This is a genomic window from Streptomyces sp. 3N207, assembly GCF_052246355.1.
GTDB lineage: Bacteria > Actinomycetota > Actinomycetes > Streptomycetales > Streptomycetaceae > Streptomyces.
Map to the genome: position 1 here is coordinate 37,268 of NZ_JBQQBV010000013.1, position 20,514 is coordinate 57,781.

At 69.4% G+C, this 20,514-nt stretch carries 16 protein-coding genes; 9 read left to right on the forward strand and 7 right to left on the reverse strand.

The genetic code is table 11. The features are described 5' to 3' along the window. Positions 1–88: 88 nt before the first annotated feature. From ACTWP9_RS20810 to ACTWP9_RS20830, 5 genes are all read right to left on the reverse strand, one after another. Entirely contained in the window at positions 89–1,060 is a 972-nt protein-coding gene (locus tag ACTWP9_RS20810; RefSeq protein ID WP_443247735.1) for a TAXI family TRAP transporter solute-binding subunit, read from the reverse strand. Between the two features lie 94 nt (positions 1,061–1,154). Next, complete coding sequence (locus ACTWP9_RS20815) at positions 1,155–2,291, reverse strand: substrate-binding domain-containing protein (RefSeq protein ID WP_443247736.1); 1,137 nt, start codon at positions 2,289–2,291, stop codon at positions 1,155–1,157. Further along, complete coding sequence (locus ACTWP9_RS20820; RefSeq protein WP_443247737.1) at positions 2,288–3,385, reverse strand: ABC transporter permease; 1,098 nt, start codon at positions 3,383–3,385, stop codon at positions 2,288–2,290. The genes ACTWP9_RS20815 and ACTWP9_RS20820 overlap by 4 nt, the downstream gene beginning before the upstream one ends. After that, on the reverse strand, positions 3,382–4,941 hold the full coding sequence (locus ACTWP9_RS20825) for a sugar ABC transporter ATP-binding protein (RefSeq protein WP_443247738.1): 1,560 nt from the start codon (positions 4,939–4,941) through the stop codon (positions 3,382–3,384). The genes ACTWP9_RS20820 and ACTWP9_RS20825 overlap by 4 nt, the downstream gene beginning before the upstream one ends. Positions 4,942–5,020: 79 nt before the next feature. Further along, on the reverse strand, positions 5,021–7,867 hold the full coding sequence (locus ACTWP9_RS20830) for a SpoIIE family protein phosphatase (RefSeq protein WP_443247739.1): 2,847 nt from the start codon (positions 7,865–7,867) through the stop codon (positions 5,021–5,023). Positions 7,868–8,469: 602 nt separating this feature from the next. Between ACTWP9_RS20830 and tgmA the strand changes: the two genes are divergently transcribed. The 3 genes from tgmA to ACTWP9_RS20845 all read left to right on the forward strand — a co-directional run bounded on the left by tgmA (position 8,470) and on the right by ACTWP9_RS20845 (position 10,735). Continuing rightward, positions 8,470–8,661, forward strand: coding sequence for a putative ATP-grasp-modified RiPP (gene tgmA / locus ACTWP9_RS20835; protein WP_443247740.1), 192 nt, complete (start codon positions 8,470–8,472; stop codon positions 8,659–8,661). An 11-nt stretch (positions 8,662–8,672) separates the two neighbouring features. Next, positions 8,673–9,608 carry an ATP-grasp ribosomal peptide maturase gene (gene tgmB / locus ACTWP9_RS20840; RefSeq protein WP_443247741.1) on the forward strand — a complete coding sequence of 312 codons (936 nt, stop codon included), beginning with the start codon at positions 8,673–8,675 and terminating at the stop codon, positions 9,606–9,608. Positions 9,609–9,751: 143 nt separating this feature from the next. Further along, positions 9,752–10,735, forward strand: coding sequence for a cyclase family protein (locus tag ACTWP9_RS20845; RefSeq protein ID WP_443247742.1), 984 nt, complete (start codon positions 9,752–9,754; stop codon positions 10,733–10,735). Positions 10,736–10,851: 116 nt separating this feature from the next. On the opposite strand, the gene ACTWP9_RS20850 is transcribed toward ACTWP9_RS20845, so the two are convergent. Further along, on the reverse strand, positions 10,852–11,844 hold the full coding sequence (locus tag ACTWP9_RS20850) for a D-2-hydroxyacid dehydrogenase (protein ID WP_443247743.1): 993 nt from the start codon (positions 11,842–11,844) through the stop codon (positions 10,852–10,854). 485 nt (positions 11,845–12,329) lie between these two features. Here ACTWP9_RS20850 and ACTWP9_RS20855 point away from each other — a divergent pair, with 485 nt between their 5' ends. The 4 genes from ACTWP9_RS20855 (at position 12,330) to ACTWP9_RS20870 (ending at position 17,648) form a co-directional block, all read left to right on the forward strand. Further along, entirely contained in the window at positions 12,330–13,694 is a 1,365-nt protein-coding gene (locus tag ACTWP9_RS20855; protein WP_443247744.1) for an MFS transporter, read from the forward strand. A 60-nt stretch (positions 13,695–13,754) separates the two neighbouring features. Beyond that, positions 13,755–14,420 carry an HAD-IA family hydrolase gene (locus ACTWP9_RS20860; RefSeq protein WP_443247745.1) on the forward strand — a complete coding sequence of 222 codons (666 nt, stop codon included), beginning with the start codon at positions 13,755–13,757 and terminating at the stop codon, positions 14,418–14,420. A 43-nt stretch (positions 14,421–14,463) separates the two neighbouring features. Then, the gene (locus tag ACTWP9_RS20865; protein WP_443247746.1) at positions 14,464–15,855 is read left to right on the forward strand and encodes an NAD(P)/FAD-dependent oxidoreductase; all 1,392 of its coding nucleotides are present in this window, start codon (positions 14,464–14,466) and stop codon (positions 15,853–15,855) included. Positions 15,856–15,986: 131 nt separating this feature from the next. Beyond that, on the forward strand, positions 15,987–17,648 hold the full coding sequence (locus ACTWP9_RS20870; protein WP_443247747.1) for a PucR family transcriptional regulator: 1,662 nt from the start codon (positions 15,987–15,989) through the stop codon (positions 17,646–17,648). Between the two features lie 144 nt (positions 17,649–17,792). Here ACTWP9_RS20870 and ACTWP9_RS20875 read toward each other — a convergent pair whose 3' ends face one another. Next, on the reverse strand, positions 17,793–18,200 hold the full coding sequence (locus tag ACTWP9_RS20875) for a RidA family protein (protein WP_443247748.1): 408 nt from the start codon (positions 18,198–18,200) through the stop codon (positions 17,793–17,795). An 84-nt stretch (positions 18,201–18,284) separates the two neighbouring features. Here ACTWP9_RS20875 and ACTWP9_RS20880 point away from each other — a divergent pair, with 84 nt between their 5' ends. Both ACTWP9_RS20880 and ACTWP9_RS20885 read left to right on the forward strand, forming a co-directional pair. Beyond that, positions 18,285–18,935 (forward strand): TetR/AcrR family transcriptional regulator, encoded by a 651-nt coding sequence (locus ACTWP9_RS20880; RefSeq protein ID WP_443247749.1) that lies wholly within the window; start codon positions 18,285–18,287, stop codon positions 18,933–18,935. 143 nt (positions 18,936–19,078) lie between these two features. Continuing rightward, a complete protein-coding gene (locus ACTWP9_RS20885; RefSeq protein ID WP_443247750.1) occupies positions 19,079–20,413 on the forward strand; it encodes an MFS transporter in 1,335 nt (444 codons plus the stop codon). Positions 20,414–20,514 lie beyond the last annotated feature (101 nt).

Genomic DNA, 20,514 nt, shown 5'->3' on the forward strand with positions numbered 1-20,514 from the left:
GTGCTGTGGGCCTGCTCGGCCGGGTGCCTGCCTGTTCAGCGGTACTCCGCCCCCTCAGTACGCGACTTCAGCCATGCAGTACGCGACTTCAGTCGTACACCGACCGGTAGTACGCGACCGCGCCGGGGTGAAGAGGCACCGCACCTGTGGAAATGGCGAACCGGGGCTCCAGCCGCGCACCAGCCGTCACCTCCCGCAGCAGCACGCGCCACCGGTCGAAGACCACCTGGAGCACTTCGCGCACCGCGGACCGCGGCACATCAGAACGGGCCATCAGATAGTTACCGACACCGATGGTGCCCACAGGCTCCTTCAGACCGTACGTCCCGGCCGGAATCGTCACCGCCGTGTAGACGGGTCCGTACCGCCTGCGCAGCGCGCTCACCTGCCGCTCCAGCGGCAGAAACCGCAGCGGCAGCTCGCGCGCCAGCTTCGACAGAGCGGGCGTCGGCACGCCGCCGGACCAGATCAGCGCGTCGACCGTGCCTTCGCGCAGTGCCTTCACCGACGCGGCGAGTTCGAGCCGCCGCTCCCGCACCGACCGCTCGCCGGTCAAACCGGCCACCCGCAGCAGCCGCCCCGCCGCCACCTGCACCCCGGAGCCCCTCCCGCCTGCGGCAACCGGCCTCCCTGCGAGATCACTCAGCGAACGCACCGGCCCGTCCGCAGGCACGACCAGGTGCGTGTAGTTGACGTAGAGCCGGGCGAGCGACGTCACCTCGGCCGGATGCGAGAACGGCCCCCGCCCCAGCACCGCGTCCTGCGCCGCATCCGCCATGGCCAGAGCCAGCTCCGCCGAGTCGTCGTCCAGCCTCCGCAGATTGTCCACGCTCGCCGAGGTACTTATCGGTGCGATCCGCAGCCGTGATGTGTTCTCGGCGACCGCCGTCGCCAGGGCCCTCCCGAAGGCGTTGTACGGCCCGCCCTCCGGCCCCGTCGCGAGCCGCAGCCGCTGTGCCGGCCCGGTGTCCTGGACGCACCCGGCAGCCAGGGCCACCCCGCCGAGCCCGGCCCCGAACACCCCGAGCATCCGTCGTCGGCTCACCACTGTGCTGGTCACCAGCGAAGGGTAACCACACCGGCGAGCCGCAGCGCGCCGCCCGCAGGGCCCTCTGTCTCACCCGGGCGAGGTTCGGCTGTGCCTGGCGCCGGTGTCATTTGCGCCAGATCTTCCGGTAGGCCGCGCGATAGCCGGACGGGTCCCAGGCCGTGGCTCCGCCGCTGTTGGCGGCCGTGGAGATATGGATGGGGGCGATGTATCCGCTGGCATCCCGGCCGGAGAACGCCCGGTTGAACTCATCGATGACCTGCCAGCCTTGTTGGGACAGCGGCTCGGGAACGGTGGCGGCCTGGTTCTGGTCGCTGTTGATGCGCTGGAAGGCCGAGGGGTCGCCATCGCCCGCTCCGATGTTGAAGGGCGGGCCGGAGCCCGGCTTGCCGGCCGCGCGGAAGGCAGGGGCGGCGTCGGCGAAGTAGAGGTCGTTGATGGCGATGGAGTGGGTCCATTCGTCCTGGAAGCGGGAGAGGAGGAAGGAGACCTCCCGGGGGGTGCGGCTGCTCGCGTCGGGGAGCGGGATGTTCTCGTACGACAGCAGCTTCGCGCCCGCGCAGGTGGAGAGCTCTTTCCTGATCAGCTCGGACTTGTGTTTGGCGAACGGGATCGAGGCGTCGGTGAAGATGACGACCCCGGCGCGGCCGTCGGACTGTGAGATGACCCAGTCCGCGCTGATCTTGGCCACGTCCTCGACTCTTGTGGTGACGTTGGTGAAGAGCTTGGGCTCTTTGCTCGGGCCGGGGGCTGCGACCGCATGCCAGCCGATCAGAGGGATGCCCGCCGCATCGGCCTCTGCGACCTGCCGCGCGGTCGATTCGGGGTCGAAGCCTCCGATGACGATGCCGGAGGGCTTGAGGGCAACGGCTTCGCTCAGGGCCGCCTGGATGCCGGCGGGAGTGCCTCCGCCATCGATCACCCGGACGTTCCAGCCGATGACCTTCGCGGCATCCCGCACGCCGTTCGCGACTCCTGCGACGCCCGGATTGGTCACCGTCTGCGCGACGTAGACGATGGTCCTCTTGCCGGATACCGCCGCGGGGCCGCTGGTCGGGCCGTCCCAGGGCACATCGGCCTGCTCGGCCTGCTTGACGGCCGCTTCGGCCCTGGCGAGGGTCCGGGGGCAGCTACCGGGAGAGGGGCCCGTGGAGTCGCCGCGTTGGCAGCTGCCGACGACGGCTGCTGCCAGCACGGCGGCTGCGAGTGCGGCCTTGCCGTGCTTGCGGCGCGGGCTGGTCATGGAGCGTTCCCAGGGGTGCCGTTGCCGCCTTCGGGTGCCGCGGTCGGCGGCGTACCCGTCGATCCGCGGTCTGCGACGATGCCGGTTCGCAGCCGACGACGGGCGGAGTAGCCGGCCAGACCGACGGCGATGAGAAGCGTGCCGCCGTTGAACAGCGGGACGACCCAGAACTGGGCACCGAGCTGCCCGATGCCGGTGAGGCCGATGGCGAGCACGGCGACGGCGACGACGGTCCCCATGGCGTTGGGGCGACCGGGTTTGATCGCGGTGGAGCCGAGCAGGGCGCCGACGAAGGCGGGCAGCAGGTAGTCGATGCCGACGCTCGGGTTCCCGATCTGTTGCTGGGCCGCGAGAAGCACGCCTGCGAAGCCGAAGATCAGCCCCGATCCGGCAAAGGCGTAGATCGAGTACCTGCGGGTGGGGATGCCGACGAGGTCGGCGGCGCGGGCGTTGGAGCCGATGACGTACATGTGCCGGCCGAGCGGCAGCCGCTCCAGCAGCAACCAGAGGGCGGCCGCGAGGGCGAGGACATAGAACGCGGGGAGCGGAAGGCCGAAGACCTTGGTGCCGTAGATGTCGGTGAATGCGGCCGGAAGGCCCTGTGGCGGCGGGACGATCCTGCCGCCGTTGGTGATCCAGCCGGTGAAGGCCAGCATGATGCTGCCGGTCCCCAGCGTGGCGATGAAGGAATCGATTCGGGCGAACTCGACGATGATGCCGTTGAGGGCCCCGACAACCGTCCCTCCGAGGATCACGGCGAGGCAGACAACCGGCCAGGTCCACCCCTCGTTGACGACGAGTTGCATCACCACGACATGCGCCAGGCCGAGACCGAAGCCGATGGACAGGTCGAACTTGCCGGTCACGATGGGAACCATCGCGCCCAGCGCGAGGATCGCCGGGATCGAGTGGTTGGACAGCGCCGCGGAGATGTTGTCCAGCGTCGGGAATGTGTGGGGCAGAACGATGGAGAAGACCAGGACGAGCAGGACGGCCAGGGCTACGAGCCCGTAGGCGCCGATGAAGTGCGCCGCCGACCCGCCCGGCCCGGACGACCGCTTCAGCCGGGATCGGGGCGAGGAGGAGGTGGTCATCGGTCCGTCGCGGTTCCGGAGGCGGGCAGGGCCGAGGCCGCCCGGGTGAGTCCGGCGACGGTGAGGTCAGCACCACTCAGCTCGGCCGTCACGGCCCCGCGAACGAACACCAGGGCACGGCGGCACACACCCGCAACCTCCTCGAAGTCGCTGGAGATGAGCAGCACCGCGAGGCCGGCGGCCAGCGCGTCGTCGAGCAGGCGGTAGATCGCGGCCTTGGCCCCGACGTCCACGCTGGCGGTCGGCTCCTCCAGGATCAGCAGGCGCATGCCCAGCCGCAGCCATCGTCCGACCACGACCTTCTGCTGGTTGCCGCCGGACAGCGTGGCGATGGGGACCTCGCTCTCGCGGGGCCACACCGAAAACCGTTCGATCAACGTCCTGGCCTCGGCGCGCTCACGCCGAGGACTGATCCAGCGCAGCGCCCGGAGGCCACCTGCGCGCGGGTTGGCCAGCAGGTTCTCGCGCACGGTCAGTTGGAGGGCGCATCCCTCCTCCAGCCTGTTGCCGGTTACGAAGCCGACGCCGCGGCCTACGGCGGCGGCGACCGAACGGGGGTGGTACAGGCGACCGTCGAGAAGTGCCCGCCCGGCGAGGAGCGGCCGGGAGCCGGCCAGGGCGCGGCCCAGCTCCATATGTCCGGCGCCGGTAAGCCCCACCAGGCCCAGGATTTCCCCGGCATGCAGCTCCAGGCCGACCGGTCCGGCCCTTGCGGTGCGTACACCGTCGAGGGCGAGGACGGCCCGGTCTCCGGCGGGGAGGGCGGCGGGGCGGTGGGGGATCAATTCGCCGCCCACGATGTCGTGCACGAGGCGGGCAGGGGTGTGGCCCGCCAGCGGCCCCTGGCTGATGAGGCGGCCGTCGCGCAGAACCGCGAAGGCGTCGGCGACCTGGTAGACCTCGTCCAGGCGGTGGGTGACGTAGAGGATGCCGTGGCCTCGGTCGCGCAGGGTGTGCAGCACGGCGAACAGACGGGCACAGTCCGCGACCGGGAGGCTGGCGGTCGGCTCGTCGAGGACGATGAGCTGCGCCCGTGTCGCCAGGGCGCGGGCGATGGCGACCAGCGATCGCTCGGCAGGAGCGAGGTCGGCGATTCTGGCGTCGGCGTCGAGGTGGCCGGCGACGATCCCCAGCACCTCGACGCAACGCTGCCGGGTCCGACGCCAGGAGATCAGTCCGCCACGGCGCGGATAGCCAGTGCCCAGTGCGATGTTCTCGGCGACCGTCATCCAGTCCACGAGACCGAGGTCCTGGTGGATGAAGGACATGTTTCGAGAGGCGGCTGCGGTCCCGAGCGGATGCCCGGCTACGGTCACCTCTCCTTCGTCGGCACGGTGGATGCCGCTGAGGACTTTGATGAGGGTGGACTTTCCGGCTCCGTTCGGCCCGAGAAGCGCGAGAATGCTGCCCCCGTGGATGTCCAGATCAACCGCGTCCAGAGCGAGGGTTCCGCCGAAGTGCTTGCTGAGACCGCGAATGCGGGCGAGAGGATCCGCACCGAAGCACGTGGAGGCGTTCACGGAGGTGTCGGCGGGAGAGTCGGGGGCGTCATGCACGGATTTCTCCGGGGTCGGCCTGTACTGATGAGACTCATTACCGCACTGCCGGCACGCCTGCTGGGCGCGCCACGCGACGCTATGGCATGTCGAGGGCGCATTCGACCCAGATGACCTTGCCGCCGGGGGTGTAGCGCGTGCCCCAGGTCTCGGCCAGCTGCGCGACGAGGAACAGGCCACGGCCTCCCTCGTCGGTGGTGGCCGCACGGCGCAGATGCGGCGCTGTGCTCCTGGTGTCGGAGACCTCGCAGATCAAGGTGCGGCCGTGGAGCAGGCGCACTTGGATCGGTCCGCTGCCGTGCCGGATGGCGTTGGTGACCAGCTCGCTGAGCAGCAATTCCACGACGAACGCGGCCTCGTCCAGCCCCCATTCCGTCAGCTGCCGGAGGGCGTCGGCACGGACATCGCCCACCAGAGCCGGGTCGGCGGGCAGGTCCCGGGTGAAGATCCGGTCGGCGTCCAGAGCGTGAGTGCGGGCGACGAGCAGCGCGATGTCGTCGCTGGGGTGGGCGGGTGCCGTGGTCTCCAGGACTGTTTCACAGGTGTCCTCGGGCGCGCGGTCCGGGTGAGCCAGGCATCCGCGCAGCTGGTCGAGGGCCATGTCGATGTCCTTTTGCCGGTCCTCGATGAGCCCGTCGGTGTAGAGGACCAGCTGGCTGTGGTCGGGGAGGTCGATCTCGGCGGTCTCGAAGGGCAGGCCGCCCAGGCCGAGAGGCGGTCCGGCGGGCAGATCGGGGAACGTCACGGTGCCGTCGGGGCCGACGAGTGCGGGAGGCGGATGGCCCGCGCGGGCCATCGTGCACCGCTGCGTGGTGGGGTCGTAGATGGCGTACAGACATGTGGCGCCGATGCAGCCGGTGCTGTCGTAGGGAGCCTTGTCGCACTCCTCCCGGTCGAGGCGTGCCACCAACTTGTCGAGGTGGGTGAGGACTTCGTCCGGACTGAGGTCGAGTTCGGCGAAGTTGTGTGCCGCAGTACGCAGTCGGCCCATGTTCGCCGCGGAGTGCATTCCATGGCCGACGACGTCACCGATGACCAGGGCGACGCGGGTGCCGGAGAGGGGAATCACGTCGTACCAGTCGCCGCCCACCCAGGACTCCGCGGGCAGATAGCGATGGGCGACCTCGACAGCGTCCTGATCGGGCAGCCCCTGGGGGAGCAGGCTGCGCTGCAGCGTCAGGACCATGGAGTGTTCGCGTGTGTAGCGGCGGGCGTTGTCGATGCTGAGGGCCGCACGGGTCGCCAGCTCCTGGGCCAGCGAACGGTCGTCGTCCCCGAAGGGAGCGGGGTCCTGGGAGCGGTAGAAGGCGGCGATGCCCAGGACGACACCGCGGGCGACGAGGGGCACGGCGATGAGGGAGTGGACATGGCCGAGGAGCCGTTCGGTCAGCTCGGGGTCTTGGGCGAGCCAGGTCGCTGCGGCTTTCAGATCGGGTTCCAGCACCGCCTGACCGCTGGTCAGGCACCGCAGGTGGGGCGTGGTCGGGCTGAATTCGACCCGCTTGCCCACCGGGAAGAAGGGGCAGTCGTCGCGGATGCCGTGCACCACCGTGCGGAGCAGGTCGGCACGGGGTTCGGTGGATTCCTCACCCCGCACCACCGCCTCGGACAGGTCGATGGTGACGAAGTCGGCCAACTGCGGGACGGCGGTCTCGGCGAGTTCCTGGGCGGTACGGCGCACATCCAGGGTGGTGCCTATGCGGCTGCTCGCCTCGGACAGCAGTTCCAGGCGGCGCCGGGCCGCGACGGCCAACGACGCCACTTCCGGCTCTCCCACCAGCACCAGACCTCCGGCCGGGACGTCTGCGGTGTCACCGGCCGTGCGGCCGGGACCGGCAGTTGCGGTCTCCAGGCCAGGAGCAGTGTCAGGAGCATGTCCGGCTGACGGGGTGGCGGGGATGACCAGGGCATGCTCGGCACGGAGGCCGGTCGGCTCGGCCCGGTGCGGGACATCGGGGCGCCGCCCAGGTGAGTCATCGGGGACGATGGCCTCCACGGCGATGCCCTCCGACCCGGCGATGCCCTCCGACCTGGAAGGGCTCGTCACCGGGCGAGCCACGAGGGTGACCTGTCGGCCGTGGGACAGGGCCACCTCGACGGCGCCCCGCTGCCCCGAGGCGAGCAGTTCGGCGGCTTTCCCCCTCAGGGTCGCCTGATCATCCTGGTCCAGCCGCTGTGCCAGGTCATCCACACCGATGGACGGGCTGGTGCCTGGCGGCTCGCCGGTCCCTGCCCGGTGGGTGGCTTCGAGGTATGCCTGCAACAGGCCGTGCTCCCGCGCCGAGCTCTGCTCCAGCAGCCTTCGCTCGATGGCTTCGGCTGCTGTGCGTGTCAGGGTTGCCAGCGCCGGGTTCGCGATGCTGCGCGGATAGCCGAGGCACAGAATGCCCTCGATGCGCCCGCTGAGCGGGTCGCGGACCGGAATCGCGGAGCAGGCATTGGATTGAGAGCGTTCGGCGAAGTGCTCCGCACCGTAGACCGTGACGAGTTGGCGCTCGGCAAGTGCGAGACCGATGCCGTTGGTGCCGGCGAATTGCTCGGCGAACACGGCCCCCGGAACGCTCTGGAACGGCGGGAGAGTCCTTGCCATGGACGGTTCTCCGAATCGGCGTTGGAGAACCGTGCCGCGCCCATCGGCAAGGGAGATGTTCATCGGGCTGCCGGCGAACCTCGATCGCAGCTGGTCGAGCACGGGACTTGCCGCGCGGACGAGCCGACCCTCCAGGTCGAAGTCCTGCCGGAAAGGAAGCTCGGACTGCTCCGGTGACAGGCCCAGAGACCGGCAGCGCTGCCACGAATTCAAGATCGGGCTTCGCACCCCTGTCTCGACCGGCTCACCCTGCAGAAACCGTTCGCGGATGCGTGCGGGACCCGTGTCGTCTGCCGCAAGCCGCAGCTGCATCGGTTTCTCACCGAGCCTCACCATGATTGGCCTCGCTCACGCTGGCGTTACCCTGCATGGTCAAGAATATCGTGATATTGGCGCAGAAGCGGGTCGTGGTGAAAAGCGACGGATACGTTGCGGAGTTCTGGGGATACTTTCGGTAACTACAGCTCTCTGGGTTTCCACCCCGCGTTTCTCAGATCCGGCTGATGTCGCACGTAGGCGTGACGTGACCGCGATTCACGGGCATATCCCGGAGCAGCCGACGACCGGAGCACAAGGGTCGATGCAGGACTTCTGCAGCGGCAAGGCGGCCCCGTGCAAGGCGGTGCCGTTGAAGGAATGAGCGGATCCTCTTGCAGACCGTGCGTGACGCAATGTAACTGGTCCTGCTCACAGCGGGTCCCGTTCCGTGTCCTGGCAACCGAACCGGGCCGCTTGCCGTCTAACAGAGCGAATGGCCGCCCCTTGGGCGGAGTGACCCGCACGGGAGTCCTGACCAAAGGCACTCGTGCCAACAGACGTGTGCGGGGTCGGCGTTCGACCAGCGTCGGCCCCGTAGCAGCACGCGCGGCACCGCAGCCGCGTCGGAAGGGGGGTTGTGCGGGGACGCCGTCGCCCTCCGTGCAGCAGGAGGAGATGTCATGCGACCGTTCGCGTTGCAGTACGCCCGGCCGGCCGTGCCCCCGCCCAACGCGGCTCCGTACGGCTACGACGCCGCCCGACAATTGAATGTCCTGCCTGACGGGCGCCCGGCCGTCGCCGACCGGGGCCTGCTGCTGGCGGTCGGCACCACCACCTCCACGGCCGGTTCCAAGACGCACTTCGACGACTGACGGGCGCGCCCATGACGGTGCTCATCCTGACCTGTCCGGAGGACGTGACCGCGGACATGGTGGTGTCTGTCCTCAACGACCAGGGCGTGCCGGTCGTACGCCTGGACCCCGCCGATCTCCCGGGTGAGGCGGCCATGTCGGCGGAGTATGTGAAGGGGGACTTCGACGGCCATCTGTCGTTCGGCGGCCGGGTGCTGAGCATGAGCGGACTGCGGTCGATCTGGGTCCGCAGACCCGGCACGCCCGCGGCGCACGCGGCTGATCGCTCCACGTGGCTCACGGCCGAGTCCCAACAGGCCCTGTACGGAACCCTGTATTCCACGGCGGCCCGCTGGGTCAATCATCCGGTTGCGGCCGCGCAGGCCCGTTACAAGCCGTGGCAGTTGCGCGTCGCCCACGCCAGCGGCTTCGCCGTGCCGCCCACCCTGATCACGACCTATCCGAAGATTGCACGCGAGTTCGCGGCCGAGCACCGGGATCTTGTGGTGAAGCCCGTCTCCGGCACGCACCCTGCCGACCCGCCGATGGCTCTGCCCACGACACGTATCGGCCCGGACGCGGACTTCGCGGGGGTCGCCGCAGCGCCCACGCTCCTGCAACGGTGGGTGCCCAAGCGGGCGGACATCCGTCTGACCTGTGTCGGAGACGAGATGTTCGCCGCCCGGAAGTCATCCGGTCCCGAGCAGGTGGACATTCGTTTCGACGATGACGGTGGCGCTTGGGAGCCCGACGAGGTTCCGGCTCGCATCGCCGAGGCCGTCCAGGCATACATGCACGCCACCCAACTCGCCTACGGTGCCTTCGACTTCGCTGTGGACGACGAGGACGGCACCTGGTGGTTTCTGGAGTGCAACCAGGGCGGGCAGTTCGGCTTCATCCAGCTGGAGACCGGTCAGCCCATCGCCGAAGCCGTCGCAGCCCGCCTGGCATCTCCCGCAGCGCCCTGAACGGCTCCCGCAAGGGCCTGCAATGCAGTCACCCTCCGCTTCCGGGGCGGGCTTCCGCCCCAGTGTGACCCCCGACGGCGGCTTGCCTTCCGCATCGGCGAGCGTGCCGAGAACCGACACCGCCCGCGTTTACGGTAGCTCGGATGACCCGCAACAGCCCGGCGCCTTCCTCGCCCACTCCCTCATCTCCGCCACGAGTGCCCCCGGACAACGGGCCCCCGGTAGCGCGGGAAGAGTTCGACTGCGTTTTCGACCAGGTCCGAACCTGGGGCCGGTGGAGCGAGGCGGACCGTGGCGCGTGGAACCGCGTCACACCGGATGTGTCCCGGAACGCTGCGTCTTCGGTACGTACCGGGACTGCCGTGACCCTGGCCCTGCCGTGGAACACCGTGCCCGGGCCCGACAACGCCAAGCCCGCGCTGCACCACATGACCGACCTGGGCGACATCGAGGCCCCGGAGCCGTCCACGCACAAGGACTTCATCGCCGTCGACTACCACGGCAAGGCGGTCAGTCATCTCGATGCCCTCTCGCACATCGCCTATCGCGGGAACCTCTACGACGGTCGAGCGGCGCGGCAGGTCATCGACGCGGGCGGCGCCCGGTTCGGAGCGGTGGACCGGCTCGGCACACTCGTGACCCGCGGAGTCCTGCTGGATCTGCCACTCACCTGGGGCGTTGACTGGCTCGAACCCGGCCAGGCCGTCCATCCCGAGGCGGTGCTCGCCGCCGAGGAGCGGTTGAAGGCGGAAATCCGCGAGGGCGACGCGGTGTTGCTGCGGACCGGTCACCACCGGCGCCGCCGGGAACTCGGCCCGTGGGACCCCTCCGAGGCGAGCGCGGGCTTCCACATCGACGCCATGCCGCTGTTCGCCGAGCGCGGCATCGCGCTGCTGGGCGCGGACGGCGACAGCGACGTGCGGCCCTCTCCGGTGGAAGGGCTTCATTCACCAGTGCACGCCCTTGCCATCGCCGCCATGGGAGTGCCGCTGCTCGACAATCTCGACCTCGAAACACTCGCCGCGGCCTGCGCGGAGGCCGGTCGCTACGAGTTCATGATGGTTGTGGCCCCGCTCAACATCCCCGGCGGCACTGGCTCGCCCGTCAATCCCGTGGCGATCCTCTGACGCTCGGCCCCACGGCATTCCTTGAGGAACCGGAAGGGATTCTCACAGGGAATCGGCGCGGCCTGCCGCACCCTCCCGCGCTCGGTTCAGTGGCCGCCGCTGAACGGCCGGTGTGTTCAGTGACCGGCTGCCGGGTCTGCGGATCCGTCCATGACGTAGCCGAGTTGCTTGTCGACCACGTTGTGAAGGGGACGGCCGTCGATCCAGCGCGTGAGGTTGTCCAGGAACAGGTCCGCCAAGTCCCCGCGCCAGTCGGTCACTTCTCCTGCCGTGTGCGGGGAGACGATGACCCCGGGCAGGTCCCACAGCGGCGAGTCGGCGGGCAGCGGCTCCTGCGTGAAGACGTCCAGTGCCGCGCCCGCCAGCCTGCCGTCGGCCAGCGCGTCGGTGAGCGCCTGTTCGTCGACCAGCGGCCCGCGACCGACGTTGACCAGGCGGGCTCCCGGTCTCATGGCCGCCAGCACGGAGGCGTCGACCATGCCTCGCGTGGCCGGAGTCAACGGGGCCGCGAGGACGACGTAGTCCGCCTCGCCCAGCGCGGCGCGCAAGCTCGTCGGACCCTGGACCGTCCCGAAATCCGGATCAGCGGTGCGCGCGGTGCGGCCCGCGCCGCTGACCCGCATTCCGGCCGCGCGCAACAGGCGGGCGATGGCGCGGCCGACGGCTCCGGTACCCCAGACAAGGACCGAGCGACCGCCGATGCGCTCGCTGTCGCGAGGGCGCCATTCACGCCGCCGCTGGTGTTCCGACGTGCCGGGGAAATCCTTGGCCATGCACAGGATCAGTCCGAGTACGTATTCGGCGATGGGCTCGTCGTAGACGCCACGTGAGTTGGTGAGGACAGTCGGTGAGCCGGTCAGTGCGGGGAAGAGGTAGGGGTCCACACCGGCGGCGGCCACGTGTACCCAGCGGGGGGCTTTCGCGGGATCAGCGGGCCACGAGGCGGCCACCGCGGGGGAGAGGGGCCACCAGGCGAGCAGGATGTCCGCGCCGGGGAGGAACAGCGGCAACTCCCCCTCGGTGACATACACGGTCTCCGCGAGGCATTCCAACCGCTCCCGGTTCGGTGGCAGGTGGTCCTTGTGCAGCACGATCAACCGGTCAGCCATGCCTTCCTCCGGCAGAGAGGGCGGGACAGTCGTACCCCCGGAATTCGTCGGGCCCGCACGGGAAGGCCACCGTGCGCGGTGGGACACCTGGAGTAAACGGTTGCACGGCATGTCTCCCTCGGACATGAGCGGACCGGCGGGACACCTCCAGCCTCGCCACAGCATCTTCCCGGAGGCAACGAGCGAACTGTTCGCATTGGGCACGCATTGTGGACGGTTTGTTCCGGGGTGCGGCCCCGAGCGGCCGCAGGGCGCAGGAAGACAGAGTGTCCACCAGCCGACGTGCAGCGGAACACAGTGGACGTTGACTGGGGCCTGGGGCTGAACGAAGGTGAGGGCCATCCGAAAACGGGTCGACGGTGCCCCTGGAGCAGACCCAGCTCCCCTCCCCGCCCACGACGCCGTGCACACCCGTGAACGTGACACACCGCAGTACCGGCCCGGCGCCTCCTCCCTTCCCCAGGAACTTCCCCAGGAGTCCGACCATGCCTCTGCCCGGAACATCCAGCGACGCGAGCAGACCCCCGACAACGAGCCTCGACGACGCCCCCGTCACTCCCTTTCACCGCAGGTTGGTCGCCGTCGCCATGGGCGGACCGTTCTGCGACGGCTATCTGCTCGGCGTCATGGGCGTCGCGCTCAGCCTGATCACCCCGGCCCTGAAGCTCGACACGCTATGGAGCGGGCTCATCGCCGCTTCCGTGCTCGTCGGTGTCTTCCTCGGTGGCGCGATCTTCGGTCCGATCACCGACCGCGTGGGGCGCCACCTGATGTACGTGCTGAACCTCGCGGCGTTCGCGGTCCTGTCCGCCGCGCAGTTCTTCGTCACCGAGGCATGGCAGCTGCTGGTGCTCAGGCTGCTCATCGGCATCGCCATCGGTGCCGACTACCCGATCGCCTCGGCTCTGACGACGGAGCTGGTGCCGCGCCGGATGCGTGGTCCCGCTTTGTCGGGTCTTGTGGTGGCCTGGTGGGTCGGCTACGGCCTGAGCTACTGGGTCGGCTGGGCGCTGCTCAACGTCGGCGACGACTCGTGGCGCTGGATGCTCGCCTCCGGAGCGATTCCGGCCGTGATCTTCTTCTTCATGCGGACCGGGATACCCGAATCGCCCCGGTGGCTGGCCTCCCGCGGACGTGTGGAAGAGGCCCGGGAAGTCGTCCGCCGCCATCTCGGCCGGGACGTCAGCGCGGAGGAGCTGCTGTCCGAGGGCCAGGACCAGCGCGGCGGCTCGGGTCTGGGCAACCTGCTGGAGGTCTTCCGGCGCGGTTACGCCGTACCCGTAGTGTTCTGTTCACTGTTCTGGATCTGCCAGGTCGCACCGGCCTTCGCCGTCCGGTCCTTCCAGCCGCAGATGCTCGAATCCTTCGGCGTGACGGGAACGATCGGCGCCAGCGCGCTGATCACTACGATCGCCGTCGTCGGGACGGCAATCGGACTGCTCGTGGTCAACTGGATGGGCCGGCGCCCCCTGCTCATCAGCAGTTTCCTGTGCGTCACCGTCTCACTGGTCGCCCTGATCGTGCTGCCGTCGCACCTCGCGATTCTGATCGTCGCCCTCTTCGCCGCCTTCCAGTTCTTCGAGGCTGCCGGCAGCGGACTGCAGTTCGTGTATCCCAGCGAGCTGTTCCCCACCGATCTGCGGGCCACCGGCGTCGGTATCGCCACCGCGATGAGCCGGGTCGGGTCGGCGTCCAGCACATTCCTGCTGCCGATGGCCACCACCGATCTGGGCGTCCGCGGGACGCTCGCCGTCGGCGCGCTGATCACCCTCATCGGCTTGCTGGTCTCGGTCTTCATGGCCCCCGAAACGAAACACCTCGGCCTGGTGGAAGCCAGCAGCCGCGCCTGAGCCACTCAGCCACTTTCTTTCCTCATTCCTGCATTCCTGCATTCCTGAAAGGAATATCCCATGCGCAAGGTCGTGTCGTTCGACTGCTACCGCACACTCATCAACTTCGACACCAAGAGCGCCACCCACGAGATCGTCAAGGACCGGCTGGCCGAGGCGGGTGTCGACGCCGAACAGTTCCACCACGACGCGTACGTCATGCGTTTCCAGGGCGTCGTGGACGAATACCGGCCCTACCGTGAGGTCGTCCGCCGCACGCTGAAGGCCGTCATGCTCCTGCACGGACTGGAGTACCAGGACGAGGACGGCGACGCGCTGATCGAGGCCATCAAGAAGTTCCAGCCTTTCCGGGAAGTGCCCGAAGCACTGCGCCGTCTGAAGAGCGAGTACGACATCGCGATCCTCTCCAACAGCGAGGACGAACTGATCACCTACGCCGTCGATGCTCTGGGCGTGGAGTTCGACTACGTCCTCACCGCCGAGCAGGCCGGCGCCTACAAGCCGTTGCCGGAGGCGTTCGAGTACCTGATGAAGGCCACAGGGCGCGGCCCCGAGGACATCATCCACGCCGCCCAGGGCTGGGAGTACGACATCATGCCGACCAGACGGTATGCGGGCATGCGGCGGATCTGGGTGAACCGGTACGGCTTCCAGGGCTCGGACGCCTTCCAGCCGTACGAGGAGATCTCGGACCTCTCGGAACTGCCCGGCCTGCTCGGGGTCTGACAGGTCTGCCCCCTTCAGCCCCGCGCACCCAGCGAGAGGAACCATGACCGCCAGAACTGATCTTCCGGCGCCGATCAACGGCCGTATCGCCCACTGGTTCGCCGAAGTTCCGGAACCGCGCCCGTCACTGCCCGGCGACCGTGACGCGGACGTGTGCGTCATCGGCGCCGGACTGACCGGGCTGTGGACCGCGTACTACCTGAAACAGGCCGATCCCACACTGCGGATCACCGTGCTGGAGGCCGAGTTCGCCGGATTCGGCGCTTCCGGCCGCAACGGAGGCTGGGCCTCCGGACTCGTCCCCGGGGCCCGCGACCGGCTGGCCGACCTCCGCGGTCGTTCCGCGGTGCTCGACTGGCAGAAGGCGATGAACGAGGCCGTGGACGAGGTGATCGCGGTCGCCGCCCGCGAGGGCATCGACGCCGACATCGTCAAGAGCGGCACCCTGCGCGTCGCACGCACCCCGGCTCAGGCGACGCGGCTGCGCCACAAGGTCGAGCAGGACCACCAGTGGGGAGTCACCGACTCCGTGCTGCTCAGCCCGGACGAGGCCGCCGAGCGCATCCGCATCGACGGGATGACGGCAGCAGCCTTCACCCCGCACTGCGCCCGGCTGCAACCGGCGGCCCTGGTGCGGGGCCTCGCCGACACCGTCGAACGACTGGGTGTCACGGTCTACGAGAAGTCCCCGGTCAGCGTCATCGAGCCGGGACGCGCGCGCACCGCACACGGAACCGTCAGCGCGCCCGTCGTCCTCCGCGCCACCGAAGGATTCACCGCCTCCCTCAAGGGCCTGCGGCGTGCCTGGCTGCCGATGAACAGCTCGATGCTCGTCACCGAACCGCTGACCGCACAGACATGGCAGCAGATCGGCTGGGACGGCCGGGAGACGCTCGGCGACACTGCCCACGGCCATATGTACGCCCAGCGCACGGCGGACGACAGGATCGCGATCGGCGGGCGCGGAGTCCCCTATCGCTTCGGGTCCCGCACCGATGACGCCGGGCGGGTCAGCGAGCGCACCGTCACCCAGCTCATACGGACGCTGGAGGGGATGCTGCCCCAGGCCGCGGGGGCCCGCGTCGACCACACATGGTGCGGGGTGCTCGCCGTGCCCCGCGACTGGTCCGCCACGGTCGGCCTGGACCGGGCCGGCGGGATCGGCTGGGCGGGCGGCTACGTCGGCCATGGTGTGACGTCCACCAATCTCGCCGCGCGCACCCTGACCGACCTGGTGCTGAAGAGGGACACGAGGCTCACGCGACTACCATGGACGGGGCACGAGCCGGGCCGTTGGGAGCCGGAGCCGTTCCGCTGGCTCGGGGTGCGTGGCCTGTATCTCGCCTACCGACTCGCCGACCGGCACGAGGCGCGCGGGCGCACCCGCACCTCGCCCATCGCGACCGTCGCCGACCTCATCGCCCGGCGTCCTTGAGGCGTCCTTGAGGACGAGTGCCGCCGGCTCCCGGAGACCTGGACCGCTCGGAGACGAGGACCGCCCGGAGATCTGGACGCCGACGCCATGCGGCCTGCGAAGATGAGACATCCTGAGGGGAGCCCGTCGAGATGTCTTTGCTCACGGTTGGTGATGTCCTGCGACTTCCGGTCATCGTCGCGGGACTGCCGCGGGTCCTGGCCGGAGAGGAGCAGCTGGCCGGCCCGGTCCGCTGGGTGCACGTCACCGAGCTGCTCGATCCGGCCTCGTTCCTCGAAGGCGGCGAGCTGGTCCTGACCACCCTTATGCCGCAGCCGAACGACCCGACCCGGCTGCGCGGTTACGTCGACCAGCTGGCCGATGTCGGCGCGGCCGGGCTCGTCGTCGAGCTGGGCCGCCGGTACCAGCAGGTGCCCTCCGATCTGGTCGCCGCCTGCCGCGCACGCGACCTGCCCCTGATCGTGCTCTCCCGCGGTATCCGGTTCATCGAGGTGACCCAGACCGTCCACGCGTTGATCTTGGACGCACAGGGAGAACTGCTGCGGAAATCCCAGCAGGTGCACGAGGTCTTCACCGGCTTGACGCTGCGCAGCGCGGCGCCCGAGGAACTCGTACGTACCGCGGCCGACCTGCTGGGCCATCCCGTGGTCCTGGAGAGCTTGCTGCACCACGCCGTCATCTCCTGCACGGCTGGTGGCTCGCCGGGGCAGGTTCTCGAAGCGTGGCCGCGCCGGTCGCGTGCGACGCCGACCCCGGACCATGCGGCGATCAGCGGACCGGAAGACTGGCTGGTGGCCCCGGTCGAACACAACGGGCAGCGTTGGGGGCGGCTGGTGGCCCTCCCCGACGCGTCCGGGCCCGCGAGAGGCCCCGAGCACACGATGATCCTCCGGCGCGCTGCCACAGCGCTGACCCTGGCGAGACTGACCGGACACACCCGGTGGGACCGCGACGCCCACGCCTCGGCGCTGCTGGACCTGGTGCGCTGGAACTACTCCAGCCACACCGAAGCCCGCATCCGCATAGAGGCCCTCGGTATGCCGACGGTCAGCCACCGCCTCATCGCCGTCGTCATCGGGCACCGGCATGGCGCGGCCGACGAGGCCGTCCTTGACGACCCGCTCGCCGAACAGCTGCGCAGCGCCGGTATCCGCGCGCTGGTGGGCCGCATCTCGGCCGACCGCACCGGTGTCCTCCTCGCTCTCGCCCGATCCAGCGCATGGCAGCCTGCCGTGGACCGCGTGGGGCGGCTCACCGGGGAGATTCTCGGTGCGGAAGCCGTCGTCGCGGTCGGCCCCGGAGTGAGCGAACTCGACCAGGTGGCACGGTCGTTCCGGGAAGCGGAGGAAGTCGCCGACGCCATCGGCCCCGCAACCCCCCAGCGGCCGTACCACGTGCCGTCGGACATCGGACTGCCTGAGCTGCTGCACGCCCTGCGCGACGACGTCCGCATGCAGAAGTACGTCGAGCGTCAGTTGGGCCGGCTCCTCCGCCACGACGAGCTCCACGGCGGCGACCTGCTGACCACACTGCGCCACTACCTCGCCGCCGCGGGCAACAAGTCGATCGCCGCGAAACAGCTCAACGTGTCACGGCAAGCCTTCTACCACCGCCTGAACACCATCGAACGCATCCTCGGCTGCAACCTCGAATCCGGCGTCCAGCGCACCCAACTGCACGTCGCCGTCCTCGCTCTGACCTCCCTGACCACGGCCGACGAAGGCCAGGCGGAATCCGCCGGCGGCACACAGCCAGTCCTCGGCGTCGATGTGACGGGTGCACCCTCGACGTGAACACCGGCGACTGCGACGGCACCGGTGCGGCGGCAGGAAGGCGTCTTCACCCGCAACGGCTCCGGCACCGCCCACTCGTCATCGGCGAGGTCTACCTGCTGAGCAGGCCCAGCACAGCCAGCGCCCCCGGCCGGGGAGATACGGCTATGCGATGACCGCGGTGGCTTCGACCTCGACCAGGAGGTCCGGTTCCCCCAGTGCCGCAACGCCCAGCAGAGTGATCGGCTTGACCGGGTCGATGCCAAGCTTCGCCGCCGCACGGCCGACCCCCTCACCCAGCAGCGGCATCTTTTCGGGACTCCAGTCGACGACGTAGACGGTCAGTTTCGCCACGTCATCGAAGGAGCTGCCGATCCCGGCCAGTGCGGTGGCGACATTGAGATAGCACTGCTCGACCTGTGCAGCGAAGTCCCCTTCGCCGACGGGCCGGCCGTCGGCGTCGCGGGCGACCTGCCCGGCAAGGAACACCAGCTTCGATCCGGTGGCGACCGACAGTTGCCGGTAGACCTCGGGCTTCGGCAGCCCCTCGGGGTTGATCAGCGTCACAGGCATGAGGGTGTCTTCCTCTTGGCGTCAGGCAGCAAGATCAGCATTCCAGCGACGTAAGCATAGCGGTGCTATGTATTGTGTGGAGCCATGGCGAGGACGAAAGATCCAGCGGTCCGCTCCCTGCTGCTCGAACGAGCGGCTCAGCTGCTGCGGACGAGGCAACCGGTCACGCTTCGCACCCTGGTCGCCGGAACCGGCGTGTCAACGATGGCCGTCTACACCTACTTCGGCGGCATGGACGGCCTGTGGAACGCACTGCGACAGGAAGGCTTCATCCGCCTGACCGCCAAACTCACGGCCGTCGAGTTGTCCGAGGACCCGGTGCGAGACCTCGCAGCCCTGGGGGCCGCCTACCTGTCCAATGCCTTGGAGAGCCCCGATCTCTACCGCGTCATGTTCGACGCGGGCTTCGACCTCGAAGACACCGACGCCGCGGATGAAACCCTGCACTGCCTCGTCCGCGCCATCGAACGGGCCAAGACGAGCGGCCGGTTCCGCGGCGAGGTCGACCCGCTGGAACTGGCGACCCAGAGCTGGACCATCGGACACGGACTCGCCTCACTCGTCGCCACAGGCCCCCTGCCCCACCAGGCACTCGTCCACGGCGTGCCCATGCTGACCGCGCTGTTCACCAGCGCAGGCGACGAACCCGGCCGCTGCCGCCGGTCGGTTGAGCACGGCTGGAAACGGACAGCCCCAGCCGGGTCCAGCTCTCGTGATCGGGGAGAAAGGCCCTGACCCGACTGCGGCCTTCCCCAGGGGCGGTCACGCGGTGGCGCCGCGTCCGCATGCCGGGACGGTGCCGGTGTGCAGGAATGGAGGTGCGGCGGAGTCGGGTTACCCGGTGCGATCAGCAAACGCACCGGAGAGGAAACCGATCGATGACGCAGTCGAAGGAGTGGTCGCGGGGGACGGCCCAAGGGCCGAAGCAGGGTCGGCCGGACGGGGAGGGCGACCGTCCGTCCCGGCGGTCGGGCCGGCAGTTGGTGGCAGCCTCCATCGGGAACGGCGTCGAGTGGTACGACTGGTTCGCGTACTCGTTCCTCGCCACCTACATCGCGGACGAGATCTTCCCCAAGGGGACGGGCAATTCGCTGGTTCCGCTGCTGTCCACCTTCGCTGTCTTCGCCGTCGGCTTCTTCATGCGGCCGGTGGGCGGGCTGCTGTTGGGGGCTGTCGCCGACCGGGCCGGGCGACGGGCTGCGCTGACGCTGACGATTCTGCTCATGGGCGGCAGCAGCCTGCTGGTGGCGGTCACCCCGACCTACGCGCTCGCCGGAGTGTTCGGACCGGTGGTGCTGGTGATTGCCCGGCTCGTGCAAGGGCTCTCCGTGGGCGGGGAGTTCGCCGCCTCGACGACCTTCCTGGTGGAGTCGGCTGGCCCGGGCCGGCGCGGGCTGTTCTCCAGCTTCCAATACGTATCGACCACAGCGGGCCAGCTGGCCGCCTCCGGTGTCGCCGCGCTGTTCGTCTCCACGCTGGACGACGGACAGATGCACCAGTGGGGCTGGCGGGCCCCGTTCGTGGTGGGAGCGCTGTTGAGTCTGGTCGGTTTCTGGGTGCGGCGCGGGGCGCAGGAGACGCGGAGCGAGAAGCACGCGGACGGACCGCGTCCCGGGCTCTTCGACGCGCTGCGCAGCCATCCCCGCGAGTCCCTGCTGATCGTCGGAATCACCGCCGGCGGGACGATCGCCTACTACGTCTGGACCTCGTACCTGCCGACCTACGCACAGGTCAACGCCGGTCTCGCCAAGGGGGATGCGCTCGTTGTCGGCACAATCTCGCTGGTGTTCTTCATGCTGCTCCAGCCGCTGGGTGGGCTGCTGTCCGACCGGGTGGGCCGCAAACCGCTGCTGCTGGCCTTCGCGATCGGGTTCGCCGTGTTGTGCGTACCGCTGCTGCACGCGGTCAGCGACTCCTACGTCTCGCTGCTGCTGGTGCAGTGCGCCGGCATGGTGCTGCTCACGGGCTACACGTCGATCGCGGCGGCGGTGAACGCCGAGGTCTTCCCGGCCCGGGTGCGTGCCGCGGGCATCGGCTTCCCCTACTCGCTGGCCGTGGCCCTCTTCGGCGGCACCGCACCCTACGTCGGCACCCTCCTCAAGGAGCTGAAGGTGCCGGACGCCTTCCCGTGGTACGTGTCCGTGCTGTGCCTGCTGTCGGCGCTGGTGTATCTGCGGCTGCCGGAGCGGGCCAAGGAGGAGCTCGACCGGTGATCGGTGGGTGGGCACGTTCGTTCGTCAGCCCTTGATTGCCATCGTCGATGCCGGCGCTCCGGGCCCATTCCCTGACGGGCTGCAGTCCTCTGACCTACGGC